This window comes from Streptomyces sp. AM6-12 (assembly GCF_044327085.1).
Taxonomy (GTDB): Bacteria; Actinomycetota; Actinomycetes; order Streptomycetales; family Streptomycetaceae; genus Streptomyces.
In genome coordinates this window covers 4179450-4202332 of sequence record NZ_JBIQWN010000001.1, presented here as the reverse complement: position 1 = coordinate 4202332, position 22883 = coordinate 4179450, and the positions used below count along the sequence as shown (strand labels likewise).

Annotated in this window: 23 protein-coding genes; 13 read left to right on the top strand and 10 right to left on the bottom strand. The window is 71.9% G+C overall.

All coding sequences use genetic code 11. The features are described 5' to 3' along the window. Positions 1-86 precede the first annotated feature (86 nt). Positions 87-311 (top strand): hypothetical protein, encoded by a 225-nt coding sequence (locus ACE4Q9_RS19080; protein ID WP_397985430.1) that lies wholly within the window; start codon positions 87-89, stop codon positions 309-311. A 662-nt stretch (positions 312-973) separates the two neighbouring features. Here ACE4Q9_RS19080 and ACE4Q9_RS19075 read toward each other — a convergent pair. Then, positions 974-3346, bottom strand: a complete 2373-nt coding sequence (locus tag ACE4Q9_RS19075) for a PQQ-binding-like beta-propeller repeat protein (protein WP_397985429.1) — start codon at positions 3344-3346, stop codon at positions 974-976. Positions 3347-3495: 149 nt separating this feature from the next. After that, the gene (locus ACE4Q9_RS19070; RefSeq protein ID WP_397987263.1) at positions 3496-4170 is read right to left on the bottom strand and encodes a VOC family protein; all 675 of its coding nucleotides are present in this window, start codon (positions 4168-4170) and stop codon (positions 3496-3498) included. 380 nt (positions 4171-4550) lie between these two features. Here ACE4Q9_RS19070 and ACE4Q9_RS19065 point away from each other — a divergent pair, with 380 nt between their 5' ends. Continuing rightward, positions 4551-5186 carry a TetR family transcriptional regulator gene (locus tag ACE4Q9_RS19065; protein ID WP_397987262.1) on the top strand — a complete coding sequence of 212 codons (636 nt, stop codon included), beginning with the start codon at positions 4551-4553 and terminating at the stop codon, positions 5184-5186. A 108-nt stretch (positions 5187-5294) separates the two neighbouring features. Here the strand turns inward: ACE4Q9_RS19065 and ACE4Q9_RS19060 are convergent, their stop codons facing one another. Further along, positions 5295-5747: an Lrp/AsnC family transcriptional regulator gene (locus ACE4Q9_RS19060; protein ID WP_397985428.1), complete on the bottom strand. Its 453-nt coding sequence runs from the start codon at positions 5745-5747 to the stop codon at positions 5295-5297. A gap of 82 nt (positions 5748-5829) precedes the next feature. On the opposite strand from ACE4Q9_RS19060, the gene ACE4Q9_RS19055 reads away from it, so the two are divergent. Continuing rightward, positions 5830-6474 (top strand): LysE family translocator, encoded by a 645-nt coding sequence (locus tag ACE4Q9_RS19055; protein WP_397985427.1) that lies wholly within the window; start codon positions 5830-5832, stop codon positions 6472-6474. Positions 6475-6536: 62 nt separating this feature from the next. Here the strand turns inward: ACE4Q9_RS19055 and ACE4Q9_RS19050 are convergent, their stop codons facing one another. Next, positions 6537-7553, bottom strand: a complete 1017-nt coding sequence (locus ACE4Q9_RS19050; protein ID WP_397985426.1) for a CorA family divalent cation transporter — start codon at positions 7551-7553, stop codon at positions 6537-6539. Between the two features lie 175 nt (positions 7554-7728). On the opposite strand from ACE4Q9_RS19050, the gene ACE4Q9_RS19045 reads away from it, so the two are divergent. After that, on the top strand, positions 7729-8397 hold the full coding sequence (locus ACE4Q9_RS19045) for a pyridoxal 5'-phosphate synthase (protein WP_397985425.1): 669 nt from the start codon (positions 7729-7731) through the stop codon (positions 8395-8397). Positions 8398-8410: 13 nt separating this feature from the next. Here the strand turns inward: ACE4Q9_RS19045 and ACE4Q9_RS19040 are convergent, their stop codons facing one another. Beyond that, positions 8411-9274: a GNAT family N-acetyltransferase gene (locus tag ACE4Q9_RS19040; RefSeq protein ID WP_397985424.1), complete on the bottom strand. Its 864-nt coding sequence runs from the start codon at positions 9272-9274 to the stop codon at positions 8411-8413. A gap of 201 nt (positions 9275-9475) precedes the next feature. On the opposite strand from ACE4Q9_RS19040, the gene ACE4Q9_RS19035 reads away from it, so the two are divergent. Continuing rightward, on the top strand, positions 9476-10663 hold the full coding sequence (locus ACE4Q9_RS19035) for a flavin-containing monooxygenase (protein WP_397985423.1): 1188 nt from the start codon (positions 9476-9478) through the stop codon (positions 10661-10663). Positions 10664-10674: 11 nt separating this feature from the next. On the opposite strand, the gene ACE4Q9_RS19030 is transcribed toward ACE4Q9_RS19035, so the two are convergent. After that, the gene (locus ACE4Q9_RS19030; RefSeq protein ID WP_397985422.1) at positions 10675-11988 is read right to left on the bottom strand and encodes an MFS transporter; all 1314 of its coding nucleotides are present in this window, start codon (positions 11986-11988) and stop codon (positions 10675-10677) included. Between the two features lie 71 nt (positions 11989-12059). On the opposite strand from ACE4Q9_RS19030, the gene ACE4Q9_RS19025 reads away from it, so the two are divergent. The 7 genes from ACE4Q9_RS19025 (at position 12060) to ACE4Q9_RS18995 (ending at position 18467) form a co-directional block, all read left to right on the top strand. Then, positions 12060-13085 carry a GlxA family transcriptional regulator gene (locus ACE4Q9_RS19025; RefSeq protein WP_397985421.1) on the top strand — a complete coding sequence of 342 codons (1026 nt, stop codon included), beginning with the start codon at positions 12060-12062 and terminating at the stop codon, positions 13083-13085. A 204-nt stretch (positions 13086-13289) separates the two neighbouring features. After that, the gene (locus ACE4Q9_RS19020) at positions 13290-13676 is read left to right on the top strand and encodes a DUF6507 family protein (RefSeq protein ID WP_397985420.1); all 387 of its coding nucleotides are present in this window, start codon (positions 13290-13292) and stop codon (positions 13674-13676) included. Further along, the gene (locus ACE4Q9_RS19015; protein WP_397985419.1) at positions 13673-15925 is read left to right on the top strand and encodes a hypothetical protein; all 2253 of its coding nucleotides are present in this window, start codon (positions 13673-13675) and stop codon (positions 15923-15925) included. The genes ACE4Q9_RS19020 and ACE4Q9_RS19015 overlap by 4 nt, the downstream gene beginning before the upstream one ends. A gap of 21 nt (positions 15926-15946) precedes the next feature. Then, complete coding sequence (locus ACE4Q9_RS19010) at positions 15947-16342, top strand: hypothetical protein (RefSeq protein WP_397985418.1); 396 nt, start codon at positions 15947-15949, stop codon at positions 16340-16342. A 19-nt stretch (positions 16343-16361) separates the two neighbouring features. Continuing rightward, positions 16362-16694, top strand: coding sequence for a hypothetical protein (locus ACE4Q9_RS19005; RefSeq protein ID WP_397985417.1), 333 nt, complete (start codon positions 16362-16364; stop codon positions 16692-16694). Positions 16695-16747: 53 nt separating this feature from the next. Next, on the top strand, positions 16748-16909 hold the full coding sequence (locus ACE4Q9_RS19000; protein WP_397985416.1) for a hypothetical protein: 162 nt from the start codon (positions 16748-16750) through the stop codon (positions 16907-16909). A gap of 142 nt (positions 16910-17051) precedes the next feature. Further along, positions 17052-18467: a DUF6177 family protein gene (locus ACE4Q9_RS18995; protein ID WP_397985415.1), complete on the top strand. Its 1416-nt coding sequence runs from the start codon at positions 17052-17054 to the stop codon at positions 18465-18467. A 680-nt stretch (positions 18468-19147) separates the two neighbouring features. Here the strand turns inward: ACE4Q9_RS18995 and ACE4Q9_RS18990 are convergent. The 4 genes from ACE4Q9_RS18990 to ACE4Q9_RS18975 all read right to left on the bottom strand — a co-directional run bounded on the left by ACE4Q9_RS18990 (position 19148) and on the right by ACE4Q9_RS18975 (position 22060). Further along, complete coding sequence (locus ACE4Q9_RS18990; RefSeq protein ID WP_397987261.1) at positions 19148-19621, bottom strand: ATP-binding protein; 474 nt, start codon at positions 19619-19621, stop codon at positions 19148-19150. Between the two features lie 18 nt (positions 19622-19639). Continuing rightward, on the bottom strand, positions 19640-19774 hold the full coding sequence (locus ACE4Q9_RS18985; protein WP_397985414.1) for a hypothetical protein: 135 nt from the start codon (positions 19772-19774) through the stop codon (positions 19640-19642). A gap of 427 nt (positions 19775-20201) precedes the next feature. Beyond that, complete coding sequence (locus ACE4Q9_RS18980; RefSeq protein ID WP_397985413.1) at positions 20202-21452, bottom strand: MDMPI N domain containing protein; 1251 nt, start codon at positions 21450-21452, stop codon at positions 20202-20204. Then, positions 21449-22060, bottom strand: a complete 612-nt coding sequence (locus tag ACE4Q9_RS18975; protein WP_397985412.1) for an RNA polymerase sigma factor — start codon at positions 22058-22060, stop codon at positions 21449-21451. The genes ACE4Q9_RS18980 and ACE4Q9_RS18975 overlap by 4 nt, the downstream gene beginning before the upstream one ends. Before the next feature lie 342 nt (positions 22061-22402). Between ACE4Q9_RS18975 and ACE4Q9_RS18970 the strand changes: the two genes are divergently transcribed. Beyond that, positions 22403-22777: an STAS domain-containing protein gene (locus ACE4Q9_RS18970; protein ID WP_397985411.1), complete on the top strand. Its 375-nt coding sequence runs from the start codon at positions 22403-22405 to the stop codon at positions 22775-22777. Positions 22778-22883: the final 106 nt, after the last annotated feature.

Sequence of the window (22883 nt, the reverse complement as noted above, 5' to 3'; positions counted from 1 at the left end):
CGGCTCCAGCAGCCCATCCGGTCGGCCTTCGGGGGAGTGACCGGATGGGCCCGCCAGCTGCAACACGATTCCAAGGGGAGCACCTGATGAGCGACACCGCCAAGGACAAGGCGACCATCAAGCCGTTCAACACCCACATCACGGACGCCGAGGCGGGCAGGGCGGTGCAGCCGCTCAACACGCACATCACGGACGCCGAGGCCGACGCGACGGTGGAGCCGCTCAACACCCACATCACCGACATCAAGGACGCCGCCGACGGCGGCACGGTGCGGCCGGACAACACCCACATCACGTCCAGCCCCAGCTAGACCTTCTCCGCAACGGGGATCGGCCGCGGTGGCGCGGAGGGGGAGCCGCCACGGCCGAGGCATGTCCACGTCGGCCGGCTGCGAGATCACCGCGCTCTCGGGACGGCCCGCTGTCGCAGACGACGTTCGCGGGGCGGTCCGGGGGCCGCAACGGGGGGCGGTCCGGGGGGGGCCGCAACGGGGGGCGGTCCGGGGGGACCGCGAGGGGGAATGGTCCGGAGGACCGCGAGGGGGGTACGGCCCGACGGGGGCCGTGACGGGGGAGCGGTCCGCAGGACCACATCGGGGGATAGGCCGCGGCGGCGCGGAGGGGGAGCCGCCGCGGCCGCGGTGTGTCCGGGGCGACCGCGTGACGCCGCCGCCGCCCACGAAGGTCACACACACCGTGAACATGCCTGCCGGGTCCGCCGAGTTGGGGCTCCGGCCGTCGCGCAGAGCTTCATCGCGGTGGCGCGGCCGACCGGTCCCACCGTGGCGTACCGCGGCGGACCGGCGCTCGTCATCGCCGTCGTGGCCGGAATGGAAACCGCTCTGGTTCCCCCACCAGCCGCGGGCCGCACCGCGTGGCGGGGTTCCGGTGCTGCGGGTAGCGTCGGGCCTGGGACGGCCGCCGTCCGGAGCCCTTTCCGTGAACCGGTACGACGGCCGTCACACCCCGCGCGTCAGGCCGTACGAGCCGTACCCGTGCCCTTCTCCGCGTCCAGCGCGTACACACAGCGGTCCTTGCTGCACGCGTACACCACCCCGTCCCTGACCACCGGGGAACCGGTGATCTCGCCGCCGGTGGCCAGCTTCCAGCGCAGTCGGCCGTCGTCGGCCTTGAGGGTGTAGAGCAGGTGGTCGGTGGAGCCGAAGTGGATCCGGCCCTCCGCGACCGCCGGGGCGCCCACCACGTCTCCGCCGGCCTGGAAGCGCCACTTCGGGGTGCCGGTGACCGCGTCCAGGGTGTACAGGCCCTTGCCGCTGCCGACGTGGACGTGCCCGGCGGCCACCAGGACCGGCTCGACGGAGGACCGGGCCTCGGTCGCGATGCGCCAGCGGTCACGTCCGTCGGTGGCGTCGAGGGCGTACACCGTGCCGAGGTAGTCGGCGAGGTAGACACCGCCGCCGGTGACGGCCGGGCCCGGCGCGAAGGCGGGCGGGCTCAGGAAGACCGCCGGGGCCTCGAAGTGCCAGCGCACCATGCCGCTGACCGCGTCGACGGCGAGCACCCGGCTGCCGGCGCAGAGGTAGACGTAGCCGTCCGGGGCCGGGGTGATCCGGACCGGGACGCCGCCGCAGGAGGCCGCGTCGCCGATGGGGTACGCCCAGCGCTCCTCGCCGGTGCGGGCGTCCAGCGCGCGCAGCCGGGCGTCCTGCCAGACGTAGACCGTCCCCTCGTGGACGAGCGGGCCCGCCTCGGGAGTCTCGAAGTCGGTCTGGCAGCCGCTGATCTCCCACAGCCGCTGCCCGTTCGACGCCTCCCACGCCTGGACGCCGCCGCCGCGGGTGCCGGTGACGACCGTGCCGTGGTCGGCCTGGAGGGAGTACACCCAGGCGTCCGTGGACAGCCGCCACAGATCGGTGCCCTCGCGGGCGTCCAGCGCGAACAGGGTGGGGCCGTCGGAGGCGTGCACCCGCCCGTCCGCGACGGCCATGGACCAGGCCACGTCCCGCGTCTTGAAACGGCGCCGGCCGGTACCCACGTCCAGGGCGTGCACCTCGAAGGAGGTGACGTAGACCAGGTCGCCGTCGACGGCAGGGGTGCCCCAGACGTCGTTCGACATGCGGAATCGCCAGGGGCGCCAGCCGCTCGCCGTCTCCGGGGGGCCGGGCGGCGCGGCGGCCACGCCGGGGTCGGGGCCGGCCACTCCGGGGCGCGGGCGGGACCAGTTGGCGACCAGTCCGGCCTCCGGCGACGGCGCCTTGACGGCGGCGGCGCGGGCGTCGGCGACGCGGGGTCCGGGGCCGATCGGGACGGGGGCGCCGGCGAGGCGGACGGGGCCGGTGTCGGGGGCGGCGGGGGCCGCGAAGGAGGCCGACGGGACCGGGGGGTCGTAGGCCGGGGGCGGCGGGATGGCCGGGCCCGCGGTGGGGCGGGGCCCCGGTCCGGTGGGGCGCGGGCCCGGACCGGTCGTCGCCGGGGCGGCCTTGGGGGCGGGCCGGCCGCCGCGGCGGCCCTCGATCAGGGCGACGGCCTTCTCGGGCAGCCAGGCGGAGGCGGTGCCGCTGTCGTCGGAGCCGGAGCCGAACAGATGCGGCGCGAGCTGGGCCTGGAGGTCGGCCGGGGACGGGCGGGCGGCGGCCTCCATCTGCATGCACAGCTCGATGAGCGGGCGCAGTTCGTCCGGCAGGCCGGAGAGGTCGGGGCCCTCGCGCAGCAGCATGAAGACGGTCTCGACGGGGTTGGCGCCGTGGAAGGGCGGGTGTCCGGTGGCCGCGAAGACCAGCATGGAGCCGAGCGAGAAGACGTCGCTGGCGCCGGTGACGCTGCGGGAGTCCTTGGCCTGCTCGGGGGACATGTAGGCGGGGGTGCCGACCGCGACGTTCGTCATCGTCAGACGGGTGTTCGAGACACCGGAGGCGATGCCGAAGTCGATCACCCGCGGGCCGTCCTCGACCACCAGCACATTGGACGGCTTGAGGTCGCGGTGGACCAGGCCGGCGCCGTGGATGGACTGGAGGGCCTCGGCGACGCCCGCGGCGAGCCAGCGCACGGCCTGCGCGGGCAGCGGCCCGCACTCGTTCACTATCTCCTCGAGGGAGGGCGCCGGCACGTAGGCGGTGGCCAGCCACGGCACGGCGGCCCGCGGGTCGGCGTCGACCACTGCGGCCGTGTAGAAGCCGGAGACCGCGCGGGCCGCCTCCACCTCGCGGGTGAAGCGGACGCGGAAGAGCTGGTCCTCGGCCAGTTCCGTGCGCACCGTTTTGATCGCCACGCGCCGGCCGGACGCCGAACGCGCGAGATAGACCAGCCCCATGCCGCCGGCGCCCAGCCGGCCCAGCACCTCGAACGGCCCGATCCGCCGCGGATCGTGCTGCGTCAGCTGATCCACTTGCCTGCCACCTCCCCGTGCTGGCCGCGCCAGCCCTTTTGTACGCGACCGAAGTGCAGCGTCTCACCACCGCACCGCCATGGCGGCACGCACCCCGATTCTTCCTGGCCGGGCGGCCGGTTGCGAACCAGGGGACAAATCGGGATGTCCTACCGCTCCAGCAGTGCGAACGACGCCCCTTGATTGTCGGTGACGACGGCCACCCGTCCGTACGACGCCTCGAACGGGGGCGCCTGCACCCGGCCCCCGAGCCGCTGTACGGTGCCGAGCGCCTCGTCGAGGGCGGTGACGCGGAAGTGGGCGAGGATGTGCGGGGGCATCTCGGCAGGGAAGACGTCGGTGACGTCGGCGCGGCCGAAGTCGGGGTCGGCGCCGGGGGCGAACAGGGCGTGGTGGAACAGGGCACCGTAGAAGGTGTTCGCGCCGGTGGTGTCGCGGGTGTACAGCTCGGCCCAGACGAAGGTGCCGGGTTCGTGCCGCCGCCCGAATCCGGGGTGCCGGCGCGCCTGCCAGAGCCCGAACACCGCGCCCTCGGGATCGGCGGCGAGGGCGGCCCGGCCGAGTTCCGCGACCGGGTACGGCGGCAGGATCAGCTGTCCGCCGGCCGCGGTGATCCTCCGGCCGAGCGTCTGGATGTCCGGCGTCGCGAAGTACACGGTCCAGACGGTGGGCATCCGTCCGTCCGTCTTCCGCCCGAGCTGCGCCACCGGCCGCCCGTCCAGCCGGGCCCCCACGGACCCCGCCTCCCCCTCCCGGAAGCTCCACCCGAAAAGCTCCCCGTAGAACCGCTTGCCCCCTTCGAGATCGGGCAACTGCGCGTCCAGCCAGCAGGGGGTGCCTTCGGGGTAGGGAGCGGGGGCGGCCGGTTCGCCAGTGGGCGACTCACCGGCGGGCGGTTCCCCGGGGGACGGTTCTCCGGTGGGTGCGGGAGCTGGTGTGACTGTCTCTTCACCGCCGGGCCGCGCGCCGGAGCCTTCCCGCCCCCCGGAGACATCCCCTCCGCCCGTCGCCGGGACGCCGCTGCGACCCCCGTGCGGGTCTTCGTTCGTGGATGCCCTGTTTTCGGCCATGTCGTCAAAGTAACCGCGCGGCGCGCAGCCCGCAGACCAGGCACACCAGGCTCGATGGGCCCGCGCACCCCATTTGCAGTCGGCCGAATCGCGCTCCCATCACCCCTCGGTAAGCTGACGGCATGACAGGACAAGTGCGTACCGTCGACGGCCGCGTGGCCGGTCGGCGTGGGCAGGCGACCCGGCAGAAGCTGCTCGACTGCCTCAGCGAGATGCTCAGCTCCTCCCCCTACCGGGACGTCAAGGTCATCGATGTCGCCCGGAAGGCGGGCACTTCGCCCGCGACCTTCTACCAGTACTTCCCGGACGTCGAGGGCGCCGTCCTGGAGATCGCCGAGCAAATGGCGGCCGAGGGCGCCGGATTGACCGAGCTGCTCGAAGGACGCTCCTGGGCCGGCAAGTCCGGCTGGCAGACTTCGCAGGAACTCGTCGACGGATTCCTGGACTTCTGGAAGAAGCACGACGCGATCCTGCGCGTGGTCGATCTCGGTGCCGCCGAAGGGGACAAACGGTTCTACAAGATCCGCATGAAGATCCTGAACTCGGTGAACAGCTCCCTCGCCGACTCGATCGCGGAACTCCAGTCCAAGGGCCGGGTGGACAAGGACGTGAACCCCGCCGCGGTGGCCGGCTCCCTCGTCGCCATGCTCGCCGCGGTCGCCGCCCATCAGAAGGGTTTCTCCTCCTGGGGCGTCAAGCAGGCCGAAATCAAGCCCAACCTGGCCCTGTTGATCCACCTGGGCGTCACGGGGCGCAAGCCGTCGAAGTAGCACCCGCAGGGATCACCGAGTCCCCCGAAGCAGCCAAGTCCTGTCTGGCAGGCGGTGGTTCACCGAGGTGAGCCACCGCCTGCCGTGCTGTCGGGGGCACCAGGACGCTCACGCCGGAAGCGGCCGGTCCCGTACGACGTGCTTCATCACCAGCGTCGACGTCAGCCGCTGCACCCCCGGCAGCGTCGCGAGCCGCTCGTCGTAGAGCCGCTGGAACACCGCGAGGTCGGCCGTGGCCACCCGCAGGAGGTAGTCCGGCTCCCCGAACAGCCGCTGCGCGTCCAGCACGTGCTCCAGCTCGCCGACCGCCCGCTCGAACTCGGCCACCGTGTCCCGGTCCTCCTGCCGCATGGACACGAAGACCAGCGCCTCGAAGTTCAGCCCGAGCGCCGTCGCGTCCACCACCGCCCGGTAGCCCTGGATCACCCCGGAGTGTTCCAGCTCGCGCAGCCGCCGGTGGCACGGCGAGACGCTGAGCCGCACCCGCGCGGCCAGCTCGGTCACGGTCAGCCGCCCGTCCTGCTGAAGCTCGGCAAGGATTTTCCGGTCCACGTCATCCATGGAGCAGATATTTGCGCAGAAGCGCGGACCCTGCGCAAACTCCGGGAACACTTTCGGGCCGATCGCGCCTAATGTCCCCTTCATGGACTCGGGACTGCTCTTCTCCTTCCTCGTCGTGGACCTGCTGCTGGTGTGTGTGCCGGGCGCCGACTGGGCGTACGTCATCGCGACGGCCCTGCGCGGCGACCGGGTCCCGCGCGCGGTGGCGGGCCTGGTCTGCGGATACGCCCTGCACACGGCCCTGGCGACGGCCGGCCTCGCGGTGCTCGTCGCGGGCTCGCCCCGGCTGCTGACGGCGCTGACCGTGGTGGGCGCCGGCTATCTGCTCCGGCTGGGCTGGGGCGTGCTGCGCCGCCCGGCCGCCCCGGAGGCCGGCGAGTCCACCGGTGGCACGGCCGGGGCCACCGCGGGGACGGCCGGGGGGCGCCCCTTCCTGCGCGGGGCCACGATCAGCGGCCTGAACCCCAAGGGCCTGCTGCTCTACCTCTCCGTCCTCCCCCAGTTCCTCACCCTGCGCGGCGCCCATCTGCCCGTGCCCGCGCAGACCGCGGCCCTCGGCCTGCTCCACATGGCGTGCTGCGCGGCCGTCTACCTCACCGTGGGCGTCCTCGCCCGCGCCCTGCTCGCCGCCCGCCCGGCCGCGGCCCGCGCGGTGACCCGCACCTCGGGCGCGGCCATGCTCGGCATCGGCGCGTTCCTGCTGGTGGAGCGGCTGGCGACCCTGTAGCCACGGGGGCGCGCACCAGCCGGAGGACCACTCGGCCGACCGGAAGACTCCGGTCCCCCGCCTCAGTCCTCGTCCCGCAGCCGCCGCCAGATCCGGGTGCGGTGCAGGACGTAGAAGGCGCCGGCGAGCACGCACACCTGGAGGCCGATGGCGAGCAGCCAGAAGACCGCGCGGCTCTCCAGCTCGTCCGTCAGGAAGGCGAAGTTCATGCCGAAGAAGCCGGTCAGGAAGGACAGCGGCAGGAAGATCACGGACACGATGGCCAGCCGGTTGATCACATTGTTCTGCTCGCCGGCGACGAGGGAGGAGTAGCTGCCGAAGGCCCGGCGCACGGCCTCCTGGAGGGTCTCGATGTCGGTGAGGACGGTGCGGGCCACATGCTGGAACTCGCGGGCGAGCCGCTGCCGCTCCTCCGGGAAGTCGGGGCTCAGCATCCGGCGGGTGATCACCTCGTCCACCACCTGGAGGTAGGGCAGCAGCGTGTGGTGCAGCAGGGCGGAGCGGCGGCGCAGCCGGGACAGCCGGTAGACCTGCTCGGGGCGCCGCTGCTGGAACATGTCGTCCTCCAGCTCCTCCACCTCCAGCAGCGCGGCCACCGCGGCCCGGCGGAAGGTGGCCAGGGCGGAGTGGAGCACCAGGAAGAGGAGGGCCACGGCGTCGGGGGGCCGTTCCCGCCGTACGTGCGCGGTGATCTCGGGCGCGAGGAACGCGGGGCCCCGGTGCGCGGTGACCAGATAGCGGTCGCCGGCCACGGCGTGGGCGTGGACGATGCGCTCGCCCTGGACGACGGGGACGACCAGGCCGACCATGTCGCCGAGGAAGTCGGCGCGGGCGGGCTCGCCGGGGCGCCCGAACCAGTCCAGGTCCGCGCCGCCGAGCCCGAGCCGCCGGGCCAGCGGCTCGTCCTCCTCCCCCGCGCCCTCTGCGCTCTCGCCCTCCTCCCCCGCGCCCCCTTCCCCCGCCTCCGGCAGTTCCACGTCCACCAGGAGATAGCGGGTGGCGGCGAGCCTGCGGCGGGCCTCCGCCAGGTCGGTGCGCACGATGGTGCCCTGCGGCATGGCCACCACCGTGACGATCATCGCTCGCCCTCGCTCCCGTCAGCCCCGCTCCCGCCGGCCCCGCTCCCAGCCTGGGCGGAACCGGGCACCCGCGCATCCGGATGCCCTCCCGTGCGCCGGCGGGCGGCCCGAACGGGTGAGAGGGGGTGGCGGGCCGGGGGCGGGCCGGCCGGCGCGGGCCTGGATACTCGGCCCCATGGCACAGAACGATCTCCACGCCCTGCTCCGGACCCAGCGCGTCTGGTCGCCCGAGGTGACCCGGTTGCCGCCGTTCGACCCGGAGACGGCCCCGCCGACCCCGTTGCCGCTGTTCACGAGCTGGTTCGGGGAGGCGGTGGACGCCGGGCAGCCGGAGCCGCACACGATGACGCTGGCCACGGTGGACGAGCAGGGACGGCCGGACGCCCGGATCGTGATGCTGCACGGCGCCGACCCCGGCGGCTGGTCCTTCGCCACCCACGCCACGAGCCGCAAGGGCCGGGCGCTCGACGCCCGTCCGTACGCCGCCCTGACCTTCTACTGGCCGGTGCTGGGCCGTCAGGTGCGGGTGCGCGGGCCGGTCACGGCGGCGCCGCCGGAGGAGAGCCAGGCGGATCTGCACGCGCGCTCCACGGGTGCCCTCGCAGCGGCGCTGACCGGGCACCAGAGCGAGGACCTTGCCGCACTGGACGAGCTGCGCCAAGCCTCGGCAGCCGCCTGGGCCGAGGCCCGCGAGAACCCCTCCCTGCCCGCCCCCACCTGGACCCTCTACCGGCTGCGCCCCGACACGGTCGAGTTCTTCCAGGGCGCCCCCGACCGCGCCCATGTCCGGCTGGAGTACCGCAGCACGGGGTTCGGGTGGAGCAGGGGGCTGCTGTGGCCGTGAGGCGTGAGGTAGGTCAGTCCCCGAAGGCCCACACCGCGAAGTCCGCGACCTCCCGGTAACCGAGCCGCTGGTAAAGGGCGTTGCTCGTGGGGTTCGCCAGGTCCGCGAAGAGGAGTACCTCCTCCGCCCCGGCGGCCCGCGCGGCCCGGCTCACCTCGGCGGTGACCGCTCCGGCGTATCCACGTCCCCGCAACTCCGCCGGGGTGTACACGGGGGCGACCCGCACCTGCCCCGCGATCTCCTTGGTCGCCCCCGCCATGGCGAGGGGCGTGCCGTCGGCGGCCTCCCACAGGGTGACGCCGCCGTAGGAGATACGGGCGTCCGCCCACGCCCCCGTGTCCCGCACCGCGCTCTCGCCCACGGCTTGCCCGAACTCCCCGAACCAGCGGGCCAGCAGCGCCCGGTCGGCCGGTCCGGCGACCCTCGGGCGGCCGTCGGGCGCGGGCCGGGGCGGGGTCAACTCGTCGAGCCGGTAGAGGCGTTGACGGCGGCGCACGGTCGCCTCCCGGCCGGTCCGCCGCTGCCAGGCCGCCGCGAACAGCTCCGCCGCCCCCCGCTCGGCGACCACCTCCGTGAACGCGGGTCTCAGCTCGGCCAGTCGATCGGCGAGCGCGTCGGCCCCCGGTGCCGTGACTGCGGTGAGGGAGAGGGCGAACGGCGGCGTGTGGAGCACGGTCGCGGTCACCGTGCCGTCCGCCGCCGCGAGGGTGCCGAACAGGGGCGCTTCGGGGCCGTAGTAGTGCGGTCCGTGCCGGCGGAGGGTGTCGGTCACCGTCAGCGGCACGGTGTGCGCCGCCGGGCGGGACCGCAGGAAGCCGCCCGCGCGGACGAGGAAGTCGTCGAGGTCGTCGGTCAGTTGCCAGGACTCGGGGCTCATGGACTCATGGTCGGGCTCGACTCCCCGTCCGGGAAACCGGTTTACCGTCCGCGGCCACCACCCGCATCCCCGCCGTCAGCGCCTCTTCCACCCCCTCGACTCACCATCCACGTACACACCCGGCACATCCGTGATCAATCCGGAACCAATTCCGGTCTTGACCGAGACCCATCAAGCGGGTGGATGATTACGCTCCCGCTCATGGCCGTCTCCCGCCCCACCCCCACGCACCCCTCACCGACCCCCGCCGGGCACCCGGTGTACATCATCGGCGCGGGTCCGGGCGGTCTCGCCGCCGCGTACGCGCTGCGGGCGCGCGGCATACGGGCGGTGGTGCTGGAAAAGTCCGACGCGGTCGGCGCGTCCTGGCGGCGCCACTACGACCGGCTCCGTCTGCACACCACCCGCCGGCTGTCCGCCCTGCCCGGCCTGAAGATCCCGCGCCGGTTCGGCCGCTGGGTCGCGCGCGACGACATGGTGCGCTACCTGGAGAAGTACGCCGAACACCATGAGCTGGAGATCGTCACCGGCGTCGAGGTGCACCGCGTCGAGCCCGCCCCGGACGGCACCGGCTGGCTGCTGCGCGCGTCCGGTGGCCGCGAGCTGACCGGGAGCGCCGTGGTCGTCGCCACCGGCTACAACCACACCCCACGCATCCCCGGCTGGCCGGGGCGGGAGTCGTACGACGGCGAGTTGCTGCACGCCGGCACCTATCGCAACGCGGGACCGTACGCCGGGCGGGACGTGCTGGTGGTGGGGGCCGGCAACACCGGTGCCGAGATAGCCGTGGACCTGGTGGAGGGCGGGGCCGCGCGGGTCCGCCTCGCGGTGCGCACCGTCCCGCACATCGTGCGCCGCTCCACCCTGGGCTGGCCCGCGCAGTACACGGGCGTGCTGGTACGGCGGCTGCCGGTGCGCCTCGTGGACCAGCTCTCCCGGCAGCAGGCCAGGCTGTTCCTGCCCGACCTGTCCGCGCAGGGCCTCCCCCGGCCCCGCACCGGCCTGTACAGCAGGGTGAAGCAGGGCGCGATCCCGGTGCAGGACGTGGGCCTGCTGGACGCGGTGCGGCGCGGGAAGGTGGAGGTCGTGGCGGCCGTGGAGTCGTTCGAGGCGGGGAAGGTGGTCCTGGCGGACGGCTCCCGGATCGAGCCGGACGCGGTGATCGCGGCGACGGGATACGCGCGGGGACTCGAAGGGCTGGTCGGGCACCTGGACGTCCTCGGCGCGGACGGGAAACCGGTCGTACGGGGCGGCCGGACCCCGAAGGCGGCCCCCGGCCTGTACTTCACCGGGTACACCAACCCGATCAGCGGGATGCTGCGCGAACTGGCGCGGGACGCGGGGCGGATCGCGAAGGCGGTGGCGGCCCGCGCGGGGCGCCACCGTTGACACCGCGCGGGTCAGCCGGTGCTGGGGACCGGCTCGGGTGCGCGCACCCTGCGGATCACCAGGGACATCAGCGCCGCCGCCGCGCACAGCGTGCCCGAGGCGTACCAGACGAGGTCGTAGGAGCCGAAGACGTCGCGGGCGAGGCCGGCGAGATAGGCGATGAGGGCGGCACCGATCTGGTGGGAGGCGAGCACCCAGCCGAAGACGATCGCGCTGTCCTCGCCGAACTGCTCACGGCACAGGGCGAGGGTGGGCGGGACGGTGGCCACCCAGTCGAGGCCGTAGAAGACGATGAAGAACAGCATCGGCGGGTGGACCGAGGGCGCCAGCAGCATCGGCAGGAAGACCAGGGACAGGCCGCGCAGGGCGTAGTAGAGCGCCAGCAGGCGGCGGGATTCGAAGCGGTCGGTGAACCAGCCGGAGGCGATCGTGCCGACGACGTCGAACACCCCGACCACCGCGAGCAGCGAGGCCGCGGTCGTCACCGGCATGCCGTGGTCGTGCTCGGCGGGCACGAAGTGGGTCTGGACCAGGCCGTTGGTGGTGGCGCCGCAGATCGCGAAGGTGCCGGCGAGGAGCCAGAAGGTGCCGGTGCGCACGGCGGTGGCCAGGACCGTGAGGGTGCGCCGGGCGGCGCCCGTCGCCGGGGGCGGCTTCGGCAGGAACTCCGCTGACCCGTACGGGTTCTGCCCCACGTCCGCCGGATGGTCGTGCAGGAGCAGCCAGACGAAGGGGACCACGGCCAGGGCGGCGAGGGCGACGGTCACGGCGGCGGGCCGCCAGCCGTGGTGTTCGACCATCCAGGACAGCAGCGGCAGGAAGACCAGCTGGCCGGAGGCGGACGCGGCGGTCAGGATGCCGGTGACCAGACCGCGCCGGGTGGTGAACCAGCGGTTGGTGACCGTCGCCGCGAAGGCCAGCGCCATCGCGCCGCTGCCGAGCCCGACCATCAGCCCCCAGCACAGCCACAGTTGCCACGCCGCCGTCATCCACACGGTCAGCCCGGAGCCGGCCGCGATCACGGTCAGCGCCACCGCGACCACCCGCCGGATGCCGAAGCGGTCCATCAGCGCGGCGGCGAACGGCGCGGTCACGCCGTAGAGCGCGAGGTTGAGGGAGACGGCCGCGCCGATCGTGCCGTGCGACCAGCCGAACTCCTGGTGCAGCGGGTCGATCAGCAGGCCGGGCAGGGAACGGAAGGCGGCCGCGCCGGTGATCGTGACGAAGGTGACGGCCGCGACGAACCAGGCGCGGTGCGGGCGGGTACGGGGGCGCGGACCGGGCGGGGCGGCGGTACGGGCGGGGGCGGGGTTTGTCTGAGTCACGTCGTCCAGCGTCCGGATTTCCTTCCCGCGCATCGAGTGGCCCGAAGGACAGCCTTCGCTAGGATCGGGCCATGCGTACCGATCGTGCCGACGGGGTGGCGGACACCGCCGGGGAGTTCCGCCCGCACCGGGTCGCCGTCCTCGCCCTCGACGGCCTGCTCCCCTTCGAACTGGGCATCCCGCACCGCGTGTTCGGCCGCCCGAAGGACGCGCACGGCCGCCCCCTGTACGAGGTCCTCACCTGCTCGGTACGGCCGCCGGGCCCGGTCGAGACGGACGCCGACTTCGCCATCCACGTGCCGAACGGCCCGGAGGTGCTGGCCCGCGCCGACACGGTGATCGTCCCGGCGTCGTACGAGCTGGGCCCGGTCTTCGAGGAGGGCCGGCTGACCGGGGAACTGGCCGCCGCGCTGGCCCTGGTCCGGCCCGGCACCCGGCTCGCCTCCATCTGCACCGGCGTGTACGTCCTCGCCGCCGCCGGACGCCTGGACGGCCGCCCGGCGACCACGCACTGGGCCGAGGCGGACCACTTCCAGCGGCTGTTCCCGCAGGTCGAGTTGGACGCGGACGTGCTGTTCATCGACGACGGGGACGTGCTGACCTCCGCCGGGGTGGCCGCCGGGATCGACCTGTGTCTGCACATGGTCCGCCGCGACTTCGGCACGGCGGTCGCCAACGACGTGGCCCGGCGGATGGTCGTCCCGCCGCACCGCGACGGCGGGCAGGCCCAGTACATAGAGCGCCCGGTGCCCGATCCCCAGCTCGCCACCACCAGCGGCGCCCGCGCGTGGGCGCTGGAGCGGCTGCACGAGCCGATCCAGCTGCGCGACCTGGCCGAGCGGGAGGCCATGTCGGTACGCACCTTCACCCGCCGCTTCCGCGAGGAGGCCGGCGTCAGCCCCGGACAGTGGCTCACCCGCCAACGGATCGACCGCGCCCGCCAGTTGCTGGAGACCACCGACCTCTCCATGGACCAGGTCGCCCGATCCTCCGGCTTCGGCACGGCCCAGTCGATGCGCCAGCACATGCAACAGTCCCTGGGCGTGACCCCGACCTCCTACCGCCGGACGTTCCGGTCACTCGCCGTGGACGTCTGACGGCCGCGTCCGCATTGCCCTGCGGTAACGCTCCGAACTGGCAACAAGCTGCACGGTCCCGTAACAGGTTCGCCGTCACCCAGCTGATCGCCTTATGCTTCCCGGGAGGAACTTAGCCGACATATCAGGTCCGTTCGAAGCGGAGTGCCATGATCGGCGGCGTCCGGCGTCGACCGTCGGCACACGCAACATGGGGGGGCATCCGTGTCCAAGTGGGACATCGACGTGGAATCCGTCCGTGGCGTCCTCGGCAAGGCCATGGACACGGCGGGAAAGTTCGAGGGCGAATTCACGTCCTACAGCGATGGCTTGGCGAGCGCCGCCAAGTCGGCCGGCACGATGGTCCCCGGAGTCGAGCCCAAGAGCGGCACGCCGGGCCCCGTCGCCGCAGCGCTGGAGGAGTTCGCGGACAAGACGTTCAACGATCTGCGCTATCTCCCCGCGCGTGCCGCCGCATCGATCGGCGGCGCGGCGAAGGCCACCGAGGAGTACGTCACCGGTGACCTGAAGATGGCGGCCAACGCCCAGCACGACGCCATTCCTGACCCTAAGCTCCCTCCGGCCAAGGCTGAACGGGGTAAGCACAAGTGATCGGCGACCTGAGCGAGATCCCGGAATTCAGCGGTGATCTCGACCAGTTGGAGAAGGACGCCGCCACGCTGAAGAAGGCCGCGTCCGGTATCCGCGACACCGGCCGGGACGTCCACAATGACTTCCAGGGCCTGGTGTCCTGCTACACGGCCCCGGAAGCCGACCAGCTCTTCCACACCACCGTCCCGGTCCGGGACAAGGCCGACGCCTTCGCCACGAAGCTGGAGACGGTCAGCGGCGCCCTGTCGGCCTTCGCCAAGGACGCCCGGCCGCTCGTCCAGCGGATGGAGCAGCTCAGGAGCGAGGCGGCCGCCTTCCGCACGTCGGTCGAGAGCGACCACGACTGGCGGAAAGACCAGAAGAGCATCGACAAGAACACGCACCTGGTCCACGAGATCGGCCGTGTCTGGGGCGAGTTTCAGGAACTCGAGCGCACGACCGCGACGAAGATCGACGGGCAGGTCGGCGGCACACGTTGGATCGCCGATGACGGCTCGCACAAGAAGGGCATGTACGGCTTCAAGGCCGAGGATGCGGCCAAGGCCGACGACACGCCCTGGGGCAAGGTCGATGAGCGGGAGTACACCGGCCTGGCCGCCGCCTGGCACTGGACGAAGCACAACGTGGGCGGTGCCCTCAAAGGCTTCTTCGTCGATGGCGTCTGGGGCACCATCAAGGGTCTCGGCCACATGGTCAATGTCTTCGACTGGGACACCTTCACGAAGACGTGGAAGGGCATCGGGGACGTCTTCGGCGGTGTCAGCGCGTACATCATGACGCCCTACGACTGGGCCATGGACAAGATGTTCGGGCCGACCGACCACAGCGATACCGACCGCCAGAAGAAGGCGCTGCGCGACTTCGGCAAGTCTCTCGTCGCCTACGACGAATGGGGAACGAACCCCGCCCGCGCGGGCGGCACCGTGGTCTTCAACGTCCTCACCCTGGGCGCCGGGTCCGCCCTCAAGCTCGGCAAGGCCGGTTCCCTGGCCGCCAAGACCGGCGAGGCGGGCGAGGCCGCCTCCTCGGTCAGCCGCATCGCCAAGGTCGCCGACGCCTTCGGCAAGACGGGCCGACTCGTGGACCCGATGACCTACGTCGGCAAGGGCGCGGGCTTCGCCAGGCTCAAGGTCGGCGACATGATGGCGAGCCTGAGGAAACTCCACTCCGGTGCCGCCGGTGACTTCCTCCACGGCGCCGATCCGCACACCCCCGTCACCGTCTCGGACAAGTCGGTCCGCTACCCGGACGGCTCGATCCTCCACGAGAACGGCACCATGACCTCCCCGGAGGGCAACCCTCACCAGAACCCGATCCCGGTCGAGTCCTCGGCCGCGGACCGTCTGGCGCGCCGTGGAGTTGAGCCACGGGCGCATACGTCCTCGGCGTCGGACGTGCCGGTCCATACCGATCGCCCTCTCCCGGCGCACGTTGGCGGTGGCGAACAGCATGCTGCGCCGCCCGTCAACAGCAGGGCCGGCGAAGGCCGCAACGTGGCGCCGGGTAGCGCTCACGAAGCACCGGCGGATCGCTCGGGTGGCGGCACCGACGGCGACACTGGGCGTCCCGAAGCCCCGGATCACGGCCATGACCGCGATGGAATCGACGGGGAAGAGCACGATGCCGATCACGGCAGCCATGGCAACGTTGATCATTCCGCCACCAGGGAAGCTGATCACGGAGCGGTGGAACACGTGCCGGATCCCGCGCACACCATGCGCTCGGATTACGTCCCGCCAGACGCGCCGGAATCCCGGCTCCCCGCTCCCCCAAAGGAGCACGGTGATGTCGTGCTCGCGACTGGTGACCACGTCTATTACCAGCCACGCTTGACTACAGTGGGCTACGACAGCTTGACTCAACTGAATCGGGATTTCACAATTCGACTCGACGGCTATCACGATGTGATCGTTCACGGAAATGACAGGGGCTTCTTCATGCCCGGCAGGAAGAATGCTGCTGGAGTCGATTTCCCGCCAGGCGAAGTGCATCCCAGCCACATAGTCGAGGCCATCAGGAACAATCCTAGTTATGAAGGAGAACCCATCAGGCTTATCTCTTGTCATACAGGTCGGGTTCGCGACGACATAACAGATATCCCTGCAGCACAGCAGCTGGCGAACGAACTGGGCGTTCCGGTCATGGCCCCGACGAATGAAGTGGGAATCTACCCCTCACGGCCGAGGGGGCAAGAACCGAAGGTGCAGAATGGTGGTTACTGGAGGACCTTCCTCCCCAGCGCCAATTAGTAGTTGAAGGGAAGCGTCAAGATGAAGGTCCTCGGCTTCTACAGCGAGCTTTGGCCGTCGTGCCCGGAGGCAACCAGCAGCATCCGGTCGTTTGTGGCGGGCACACCGCAGCCGAACGAGAGCGAAATCGCCTCCTACCTCCGCAGTGGGCATACGCTCTTCGCCTCCATGGGCGTGGTCGACGACGTGCTCGGGTCGGGCGAAGACATCATGGGCGGTGGGTCGTTGTTCACGGACGGGGAGTGGGTATGGCGCGGTGATCTCTGGTTCTACGTTTCCAGGCATCATGTCGTACTCCCGGAGGATTTCCGAGCCAAGGCCGAATCCTTGGGTTACGTAGTTCCAACTGTAGAGCAGGTGCGTCTCATGACCCTTACAGACGAATTGGAAGCTTTCCAAGCCCGAAAGCGGAAGTAACTCCGTTCACTCAGAAAAAATGACTGAACATGTGCCGCGAACAGGTTCGGCGGAGTTGATGGCCGATCGGTTGACCGCCATCAAATGGGCCGACTACGCCACAGGAGACAGGAATGCCGCATCCCGTACCCTGTTGATGCGCGCATTTCTTCGGCGCGCTGCCCTATGGGTTGAATACCTGGGCGGCAGCGAACGCTGGCCCTTCTTCGATATCGCGGAACGCATCGACCCCTCGACACGTGCCGACCCCGGGTTGATCGAGCGATTGGATGAGTTCGCCAGCGAAAATGTTCCGGAATTCATCGCCCGCCGCATGTGCCGGCGCGGCCGTTCACTGGGCCGAACTACGTGAATCCACCGAGGTGAGGCTCCCTGGGACTGCCGGATCCCTACGAGCCGCTCGTTGTGCTGTACGAGCGCGGCGGTGTGTTCTTCGTCGAGAACGGAGTGGCCGACTTCGAGTTGCGGCGTGTGCCGCTGCGTACGTGGCAGGACAATCTCGCGCCGGAACCCATTGTGGAGCTCGACCCGGCGATGCTGGACGATGTGGACCGGGAGGCGAATTAATCTCAACATCGTGGCGGCTCCGTAACGTGAACGGAGCTGAGTCGAAGGCAAGTAGGGGGCAGCACCGTTCAGCGGGCCCCATCCGGGCGGCGCTCGCCGAAGAACCAACGATCGACCATGAGAACCACGGCGGGGACAACGCATGACTAAAGACGTGATCGCGCTGACCGACCGCATGCCGGACCCGTGGAGCGTCCTGGCCGGTCTCCTCGCCGGGGGCCCCGACCTCCATGTCCGGTCCGCAGCCGAAGGCGCGGTCGTCCAGCTCTGCGACGTCGAGGGCCGCCCCCTCGTCTCGATCGAGGCCCCGCTGCTGCTCCATGTCCCGGAAGAAGCGCAGCGGCTGCTCGGCACCACACGCGCCGACAACAAGCCGAGGTGGTGGACCGAGGCCCGCGCCTCGACCGCGGTGCCCGGGGCCGAACGGCTCGCGGGGGTCTTCGCAGCGCGCCTCACGACCTTGCTCGGCGGCACCGTCTGGCCGCCGAACGCACCTGGCGCCGACGACCCGGCTCACCCCGTCGACACGTCCGGGATCACGGCCGTCCCCACTCCCGCCGCCGCACAGCCCGCCGTCGACGTGCTCACCGAGAAAGTCGCCGTGGTCCTCCAGGACCGGCCCGTCATCGGCATGACCAGCTGGCTCTCGGAGGCCCTAAGCGCCACCCTCGCCAGCGAACGCGCCCTCCAGATCGTCACACCGCGCCACTGTCGGCTCTCCTTGCCCACCAGCACGGTGCTCACCGGTCCGCCCACACGCTGGGTCGTCCAGGACCCCGACTGCGGCTACTACGACGGCTGTTCCGGTGCCGTCCTGCGCTGGCGAGACGGCGCCTTCGAAACCGCCAAGGACGCCCACGGCGAGACACCGGTCGCTCCCACCTTCGTGGACGTCACCCGCACCGGGGAGCGCCAGCTCCTCCTCGGCTTCCGCACGGTTCACCAGCCCGACGCCCGCCTGGTCCTCGGTGGTGCCCTGGAAATCGCCTGGCAGGCCCTCACCGGCGAACTCCCCACGGGCTGGGGCACCGCCGAACCGGCCAACCTGCCGTGGTCGCGGCGCAGCCTCACCGATCTGGCGTACGAGCGAGCGCCGCGGCCGACCTGGACCGTCGTCGTCGGCTCCGCCGATCGACCCGCCCTCGCCACCCTGCGCGTGCTGCGCACGCCGGACGGAGTCGAGGAGGACGTCACCCTCGCCGTCGGCTTCCGCGACGGCGACAAGCCGCCGGTGTCCGCCGTCGGGAACCTGGCCGCCGAACTCACCACGCGGTACGGCCTGCGCACCCTCCTCGCGCGCATGCGCGAGGCCCGAGCGGACCTCACCGTGCCGCCACGCTTCGAACGGCCACCCATCCCGTTCGGCTACGCCCTGGGCCCCGCCGAGATCGCCGAGGCCGGCGCGGACGCCGCCGCCCGGCCGCCGCTCCCCACCGCCCCCCTACGGCTCGGCGCCAAGGTCAGACCCGGCTACTACTACTCACTGGGCGACGGCGAGTCGGCAGAAGGCTGGACCTCCTTCGAGACACTGCTTCGGCATCTCCGCGGCGCGCCGTAAGGAGCTTCGCCCGCACCCGCCCCGACTCCGCGTCCGTTCGCGCGACAGCCGGGGCGCGCCGAGGGGGATCGCCTGGCCGTGCCGGTCGGGGGGCGACGGCCGCCCGGAGCAAGTCCCCCCGTCCGACGCCCTCGACGACGTGGTCGGCCCCGTCGGCAGCATCTCCCGCATCCCGTCCGCCGCTACGAAGTCGGTCGCCGAACTCCCGCGCCATCGCCGGCTTCGCCGGGTTGGCATCAATAATCACCGAACGAGGTGCTACACGGCGGCGTCGCCGAAGTGCGCACGGGCGGCGTATCCGGCTCGAGCTGCTTCTTTTCACCCGAGATCGACCATCTGTGGCTGCCGGTGCACGCAAGCGGAGCTGATATCCGGGAAATTATCCACAGGCTGTGGAGAGAGCGGGGGTTCTCTGGACAATCCGTGGTGAGAACAGTCCGGTTGGCGGCGCGGTCACCCCCTGAGCCGCATGCCCGCGCCGCCCTCCGGTGCGACCCGCTCCCGGTGAGGACCTATGGCCGCCGCCCGGCCCTCGCCGTCCCCTCGCGGCGAATCGACGCACACCAGCGTGTTCAGCCGGGCACGGATCGTCAATGCCGGGGTGCTGGTTCAGGACACGCGGCCGATTCACGACGCCCGCGCACGGAGGCATCCCCCGGCGCACCGCGACACCCCTGGAGTCAGACCGCTTCGAAGGCGAAGTCCTCGTACGCGGACGGACCGCCGTCGTACGCCACCGCCGCGTCCCCCTCGCGGCGCGCGCCGCCGTCCACCTCGCACCAGATGCTCTTGCCGGCGCCCTCGCGGCTCCAGCCCCAGCGGTCGGCGAGGCAGTCGACCAGGGCGAGGCCCCGGCCGCCGGTGGCGTCACTGCCGGCGCAGCGCGGCACGGGGGCGCGGGAGCAGGTGTCGGTCACCTCCACCCGCACCGTGGGCGAGGGGGCGGCCGCTGCCCGCGTGCCCGGCAGGGAGAGCCGCAGGACCGCCGGACGGCCGGTGTGCACCACGGCGTTGGTCACCAGTTCGGAGATGAGCAGGACCAGCGTCTCGGCCACCGGCTCGTCGGCCGCTATGCCCAGCCCGTCGAGCCGCGAGCGCGCCCACTTCCTCGCGCGCCCCACCTCCGCGGGGTCGGGCCGGATCTCCAGCTGCACTTGAAGCACCTGCACCGCTCACACCATCCGAACCGGCGAAACCGCGACCCCGCGCCACCGAACCGCCCCGGCGCGAGCCGTGACGACGATCACGAGGGCCACGATCGTGGCCATTTCCTGCATGGTCTGGACAACAGCCAGAGCAAGGGTCACGGAATGTGATCTCCTTGCCGCACAGCATGGTTGACGTACAGTCACCCCAACAAGCGCTTCGGGCATATTCCCTCGCGAAGGAGTACGCGTAGGGCATACTGTGCGACGCTCGCGCCGGGGAGTCGAACAGACAGGGGCGTCGGCCCGGTCCGCCCGGCGAGCAGCGGCGCGCACCGCATGTCCCGGCGCCGCCCCAGGGGCACCGCCGGCACCGCCCGCGCTCGCAGCCACTCGCATCCCACACAAGGTACCGGAGCACCGCCCGACTCCGAGCCGTGACGAGCCCCCGCGAAGGACACAACCCGGTATCGACGCTCTGTGATTCCGGGACGCCACGATCCGCGACATCTTGGGCCATGGCTTCCGCTCGGTCCGTACCCGCGCCCGCTTCAGCCACGGATGGTCCGGCGCCGGCGGCCGGCCCCGGTCACATCCGGCTCAGCGACGCCGTCGCGTACAGCACATCCCTGATCGCCTCCCGGTCGCCGAGTTGGCCCGCCGCCGCTTCCTCCGGGAGGAGGTGGCCCGCGGCCAGGTGGCAGAACTCGGTGGCGTCCAGGGCGACATGGGCGACCTCCAGGTCGGTGGAGGGGGTGGCGGACGGGGAGTCGAGGGGGATCAGCCAGTTGCCGCCGGAGGGGCCCTCGATCTCCAGGCGGAGGGTGCGGCCGGGAGAGCCGGCGGCGGTCAGGTGCCGGGTGGCGCGGGGCGGGGTGGACAGCCCAAAGCGGCGGCGGGCGGCCAGGGCGTCCGGGAGGAGGCGGACGGCCAGCTCGATCATCTTGTTCAGGTGGCGCGGGGCCGGCGGGCGGTAGGGGTAGTCGACCGCGACCGCGATGTCCTCCGCGTGCACCCAGCAACCGAACGCGCGGTCCAGCATCGCGTCGTGCAGCGGGAGTTCGAAGCCGCCGTAGGGCACGGTGAACCCGCCCGCGCTGCCGCCGGTGAAGGACACCGTCTTCACCAGGGCGTGCGTCTGCTCGCGCCAGGGCGCGTGGACCGCGCGGGTCGGCGGAAAGGGGGTGGACCGCCAGAAGGCTTCCGTGCGGGCCGCCGGGCCCGTCACCCCGGTCGCGTCCCCGAGCGGGTCGTCCAGTCCGAGCGCCGCCGCGATCACGCCGTCCACGGCCAGCAGATGCGCGATCACCCCGGCGACGGTCGTACGGCGGCTCGTCTGGACGTCGTCCTCGAACCACCGCAGCCGCACCGGGGCATGCCACTCCGCGTCCCCGAAGTCCTGGAGCAGCGCGTCCAGGCGGGCGGCCTCCGCGTCGTACGGCGCGGCCCAGTCCGGGACCGGGATGCGGGGCGGGCGGCGGTCGAGGCAGGCGTCGAGGACGCGGGTGCGCAGCGCCGGGTCCAGGTCGAGGGTCTCGGGCTGGTGCAGCAGGCCGACCGCCTCGCGCAGCCGGCGGGCCTCGTCGGCGCAGCCGCCGCAGTCGCCCAGGTGGTGCTCCACCGCCTCCGTCTCCGCCGCCGAACACGCGGCCAGCGCCCACGCGCCGAGCAGTGACTTCAGCACGTCGTGCGGCAGGTCGAGCGGCACGGACACCTCCTCGCCCGGGCCGGCCGGCTCGGGCAGCGGGTCTCCGCCGTCCTCCACCGGGGCGCGGGGCGCCGGTATCCGCCGCTCACGGGGCTCGTCGTACTCCGCCCGGAACTCCTCCGCCCCGCTCATGCCGCGCCTCCGTAGCCCGGCGGGGCCCCGGCGTCGTGGGCGGTGGACAGCAGTTGCAGGCCGAGCCGGAGCCGGCGGCGGGCCTCGTCCTCGGTGACGCCCAGGTCGGCGGCCGTCTGGCGGTAGTCGCGGCGCTGGAAGTACGCCAGTTCGAGCGCGCGGCGCAGCGGCACCGGCATGGAGTGCACGATGTAGTCGGCGCGGGCGGCCACGGAGGCGCGGCGCACCTTGCTCTCCAGGTCCTCCTCTTCACCGCCCAGCGGCTCCCCGAAGCCGCCCCGGTCCCGTTCCTCCCAGTCCCGCTCCTCCCGGTCCCGTTCCTCCCGGTCCCGCAGGCGCTGGACGGCCACCCGGTGCGTCACCGCCGCGATCCAGGTGCGCAGCGGGCCCTGCTTCGGGTCGTACGTCTCGGGGTGCTCCCAGATGTGCGCGAAGACCTCGCGGGTGACGGCGTCGGCGGCCTTCTCCTCGCCGAGGACGCGGTGGGCCAGGCTGTGCACCAGGGAGGCGAACCGGTCGTACGCCTCGCCCAGGGCGGCCGCCTCACCGCGGGCGAGCCGCTGCTGCATCTTGCGGTCCCAGCGCGGTGGCGCGTCCTTCTTGGCCATGGGGTCCCCTCCCCTCGCCCGTCGTCCGGCCCGCCGGTGTCCGTGCGACCGTTGTCCCGAATGTAGTCGGCGCCACCGACAGGGCACCTCTCTTTGTGTCAAAGCGCGCCGCGGCAGCGCCGCAGGTGATAGTGCCCTCTTCACACTTTCCCCACAGACACTACGTGTATATCTGATCGAACCGGATCGATAGTGACTGAAACAAGCCCCTAAACGATCATGTGCGGTTTGCCGCATCGAGTTTCAGGGAAACGCGGCTGGGCAGCCGCGCGGAATGAAACGTAGGAACGGCTTCCGGTTCCGGGCGGTTCCGGGAGAACCCGCGAGCGGAGGGGCTGGGCCGTGGCATTCAATGTGACCGGCGTCGAAAGAAACGACTGGGCCGTGCTCCAGGTGCGCGGCGAGCTGGACCTCATGACCTCGCCGGTCCTGCGCCAACACGTGCACGACGTCGTGGCCGAGGGCCACCACAGCCTCGTCGTGGACCTCTCCGACGTCTTCTTCTGCGACTCCAGCGGCGTCGGCGTGCTCATCGCCGCCCGCCGGCTGATCCGCTCCTGCCAGGGGCAGCTGCGGCTGATCCTGCCCGACCGGGGCGCCGACGACGGCTCGCACGTCAACCGGGTGCTCGGCGCGCTCGGCGTGCGCCGCCTCTTCGACTGCCACCCGGACCTCGACACCGCCACCACCGAGGAAGCGGGCCCCCTGTCGGCCTGAGCCGGGCACGCGCCGTACTTTGCGACAAGACGACACTCTTGTCGCGGAATTCCCCCGGTCTTGGCACAACCATCGGTTTTCCGTCACTTTGCCGTCACCCAGGCCG

Bases quoted from the DNA above. Each gene is read 5' to 3' on its own strand.
- ACE4Q9_RS19080 (WP_397985430.1), top strand. From the start codon at position 87: ATGAGCGACACCGCCAAGGACAAGGCGACCATCAAGCCGTTCAACACC.
- ACE4Q9_RS19060 (WP_397985428.1), bottom strand. From the start codon at position 5,747: ATGGATGACGTGGACCGGAAAATCCTTGCCGAGCTTCAGCAGGACGGG.
- ACE4Q9_RS19055 (WP_397985427.1), top strand. From the start codon at position 5,830: ATGGACTCGGGACTGCTCTTCTCCTTCCTCGTCGTGGACCTGCTGCTG.
- ACE4Q9_RS19050 (WP_397985426.1), bottom strand. From the start codon at position 7,553: ATGATCGTCACGGTGGTGGCCATGCCGCAGGGCACCATCGTGCGCACC.
- ACE4Q9_RS19045 (WP_397985425.1), top strand. From the start codon at position 7,729: ATGGCACAGAACGATCTCCACGCCCTGCTCCGGACCCAGCGCGTCTGG.
- ACE4Q9_RS19040 (WP_397985424.1), bottom strand. From the start codon at position 9,274: ATGAGCCCCGAGTCCTGGCAACTGACCGACGACCTCGACGACTTCCTC.
- ACE4Q9_RS19035 (WP_397985423.1), top strand. From the start codon at position 9,476: ATGGCCGTCTCCCGCCCCACCCCCACGCACCCCTCACCGACCCCCGCC.
- ACE4Q9_RS19025 (WP_397985421.1), top strand. From the start codon at position 12,060: ATGCGTACCGATCGTGCCGACGGGGTGGCGGACACCGCCGGGGAGTTC.
- ACE4Q9_RS19010 (WP_397985418.1), top strand. From the start codon at position 15,947: ATGAAGGTCCTCGGCTTCTACAGCGAGCTTTGGCCGTCGTGCCCGGAG.
- ACE4Q9_RS19005 (WP_397985417.1), top strand. From the start codon at position 16,362: ATGACTGAACATGTGCCGCGAACAGGTTCGGCGGAGTTGATGGCCGAT.
- ACE4Q9_RS18995 (WP_397985415.1), top strand. From the start codon at position 17,052: ATGACTAAAGACGTGATCGCGCTGACCGACCGCATGCCGGACCCGTGG.
- ACE4Q9_RS18980 (WP_397985413.1), bottom strand. From the start codon at position 21,452: ATGAGCGGGGCGGAGGAGTTCCGGGCGGAGTACGACGAGCCCCGTGAG.
- ACE4Q9_RS18975 (WP_397985412.1), bottom strand. From the start codon at position 22,060: ATGGCCAAGAAGGACGCGCCACCGCGCTGGGACCGCAAGATGCAGCAG.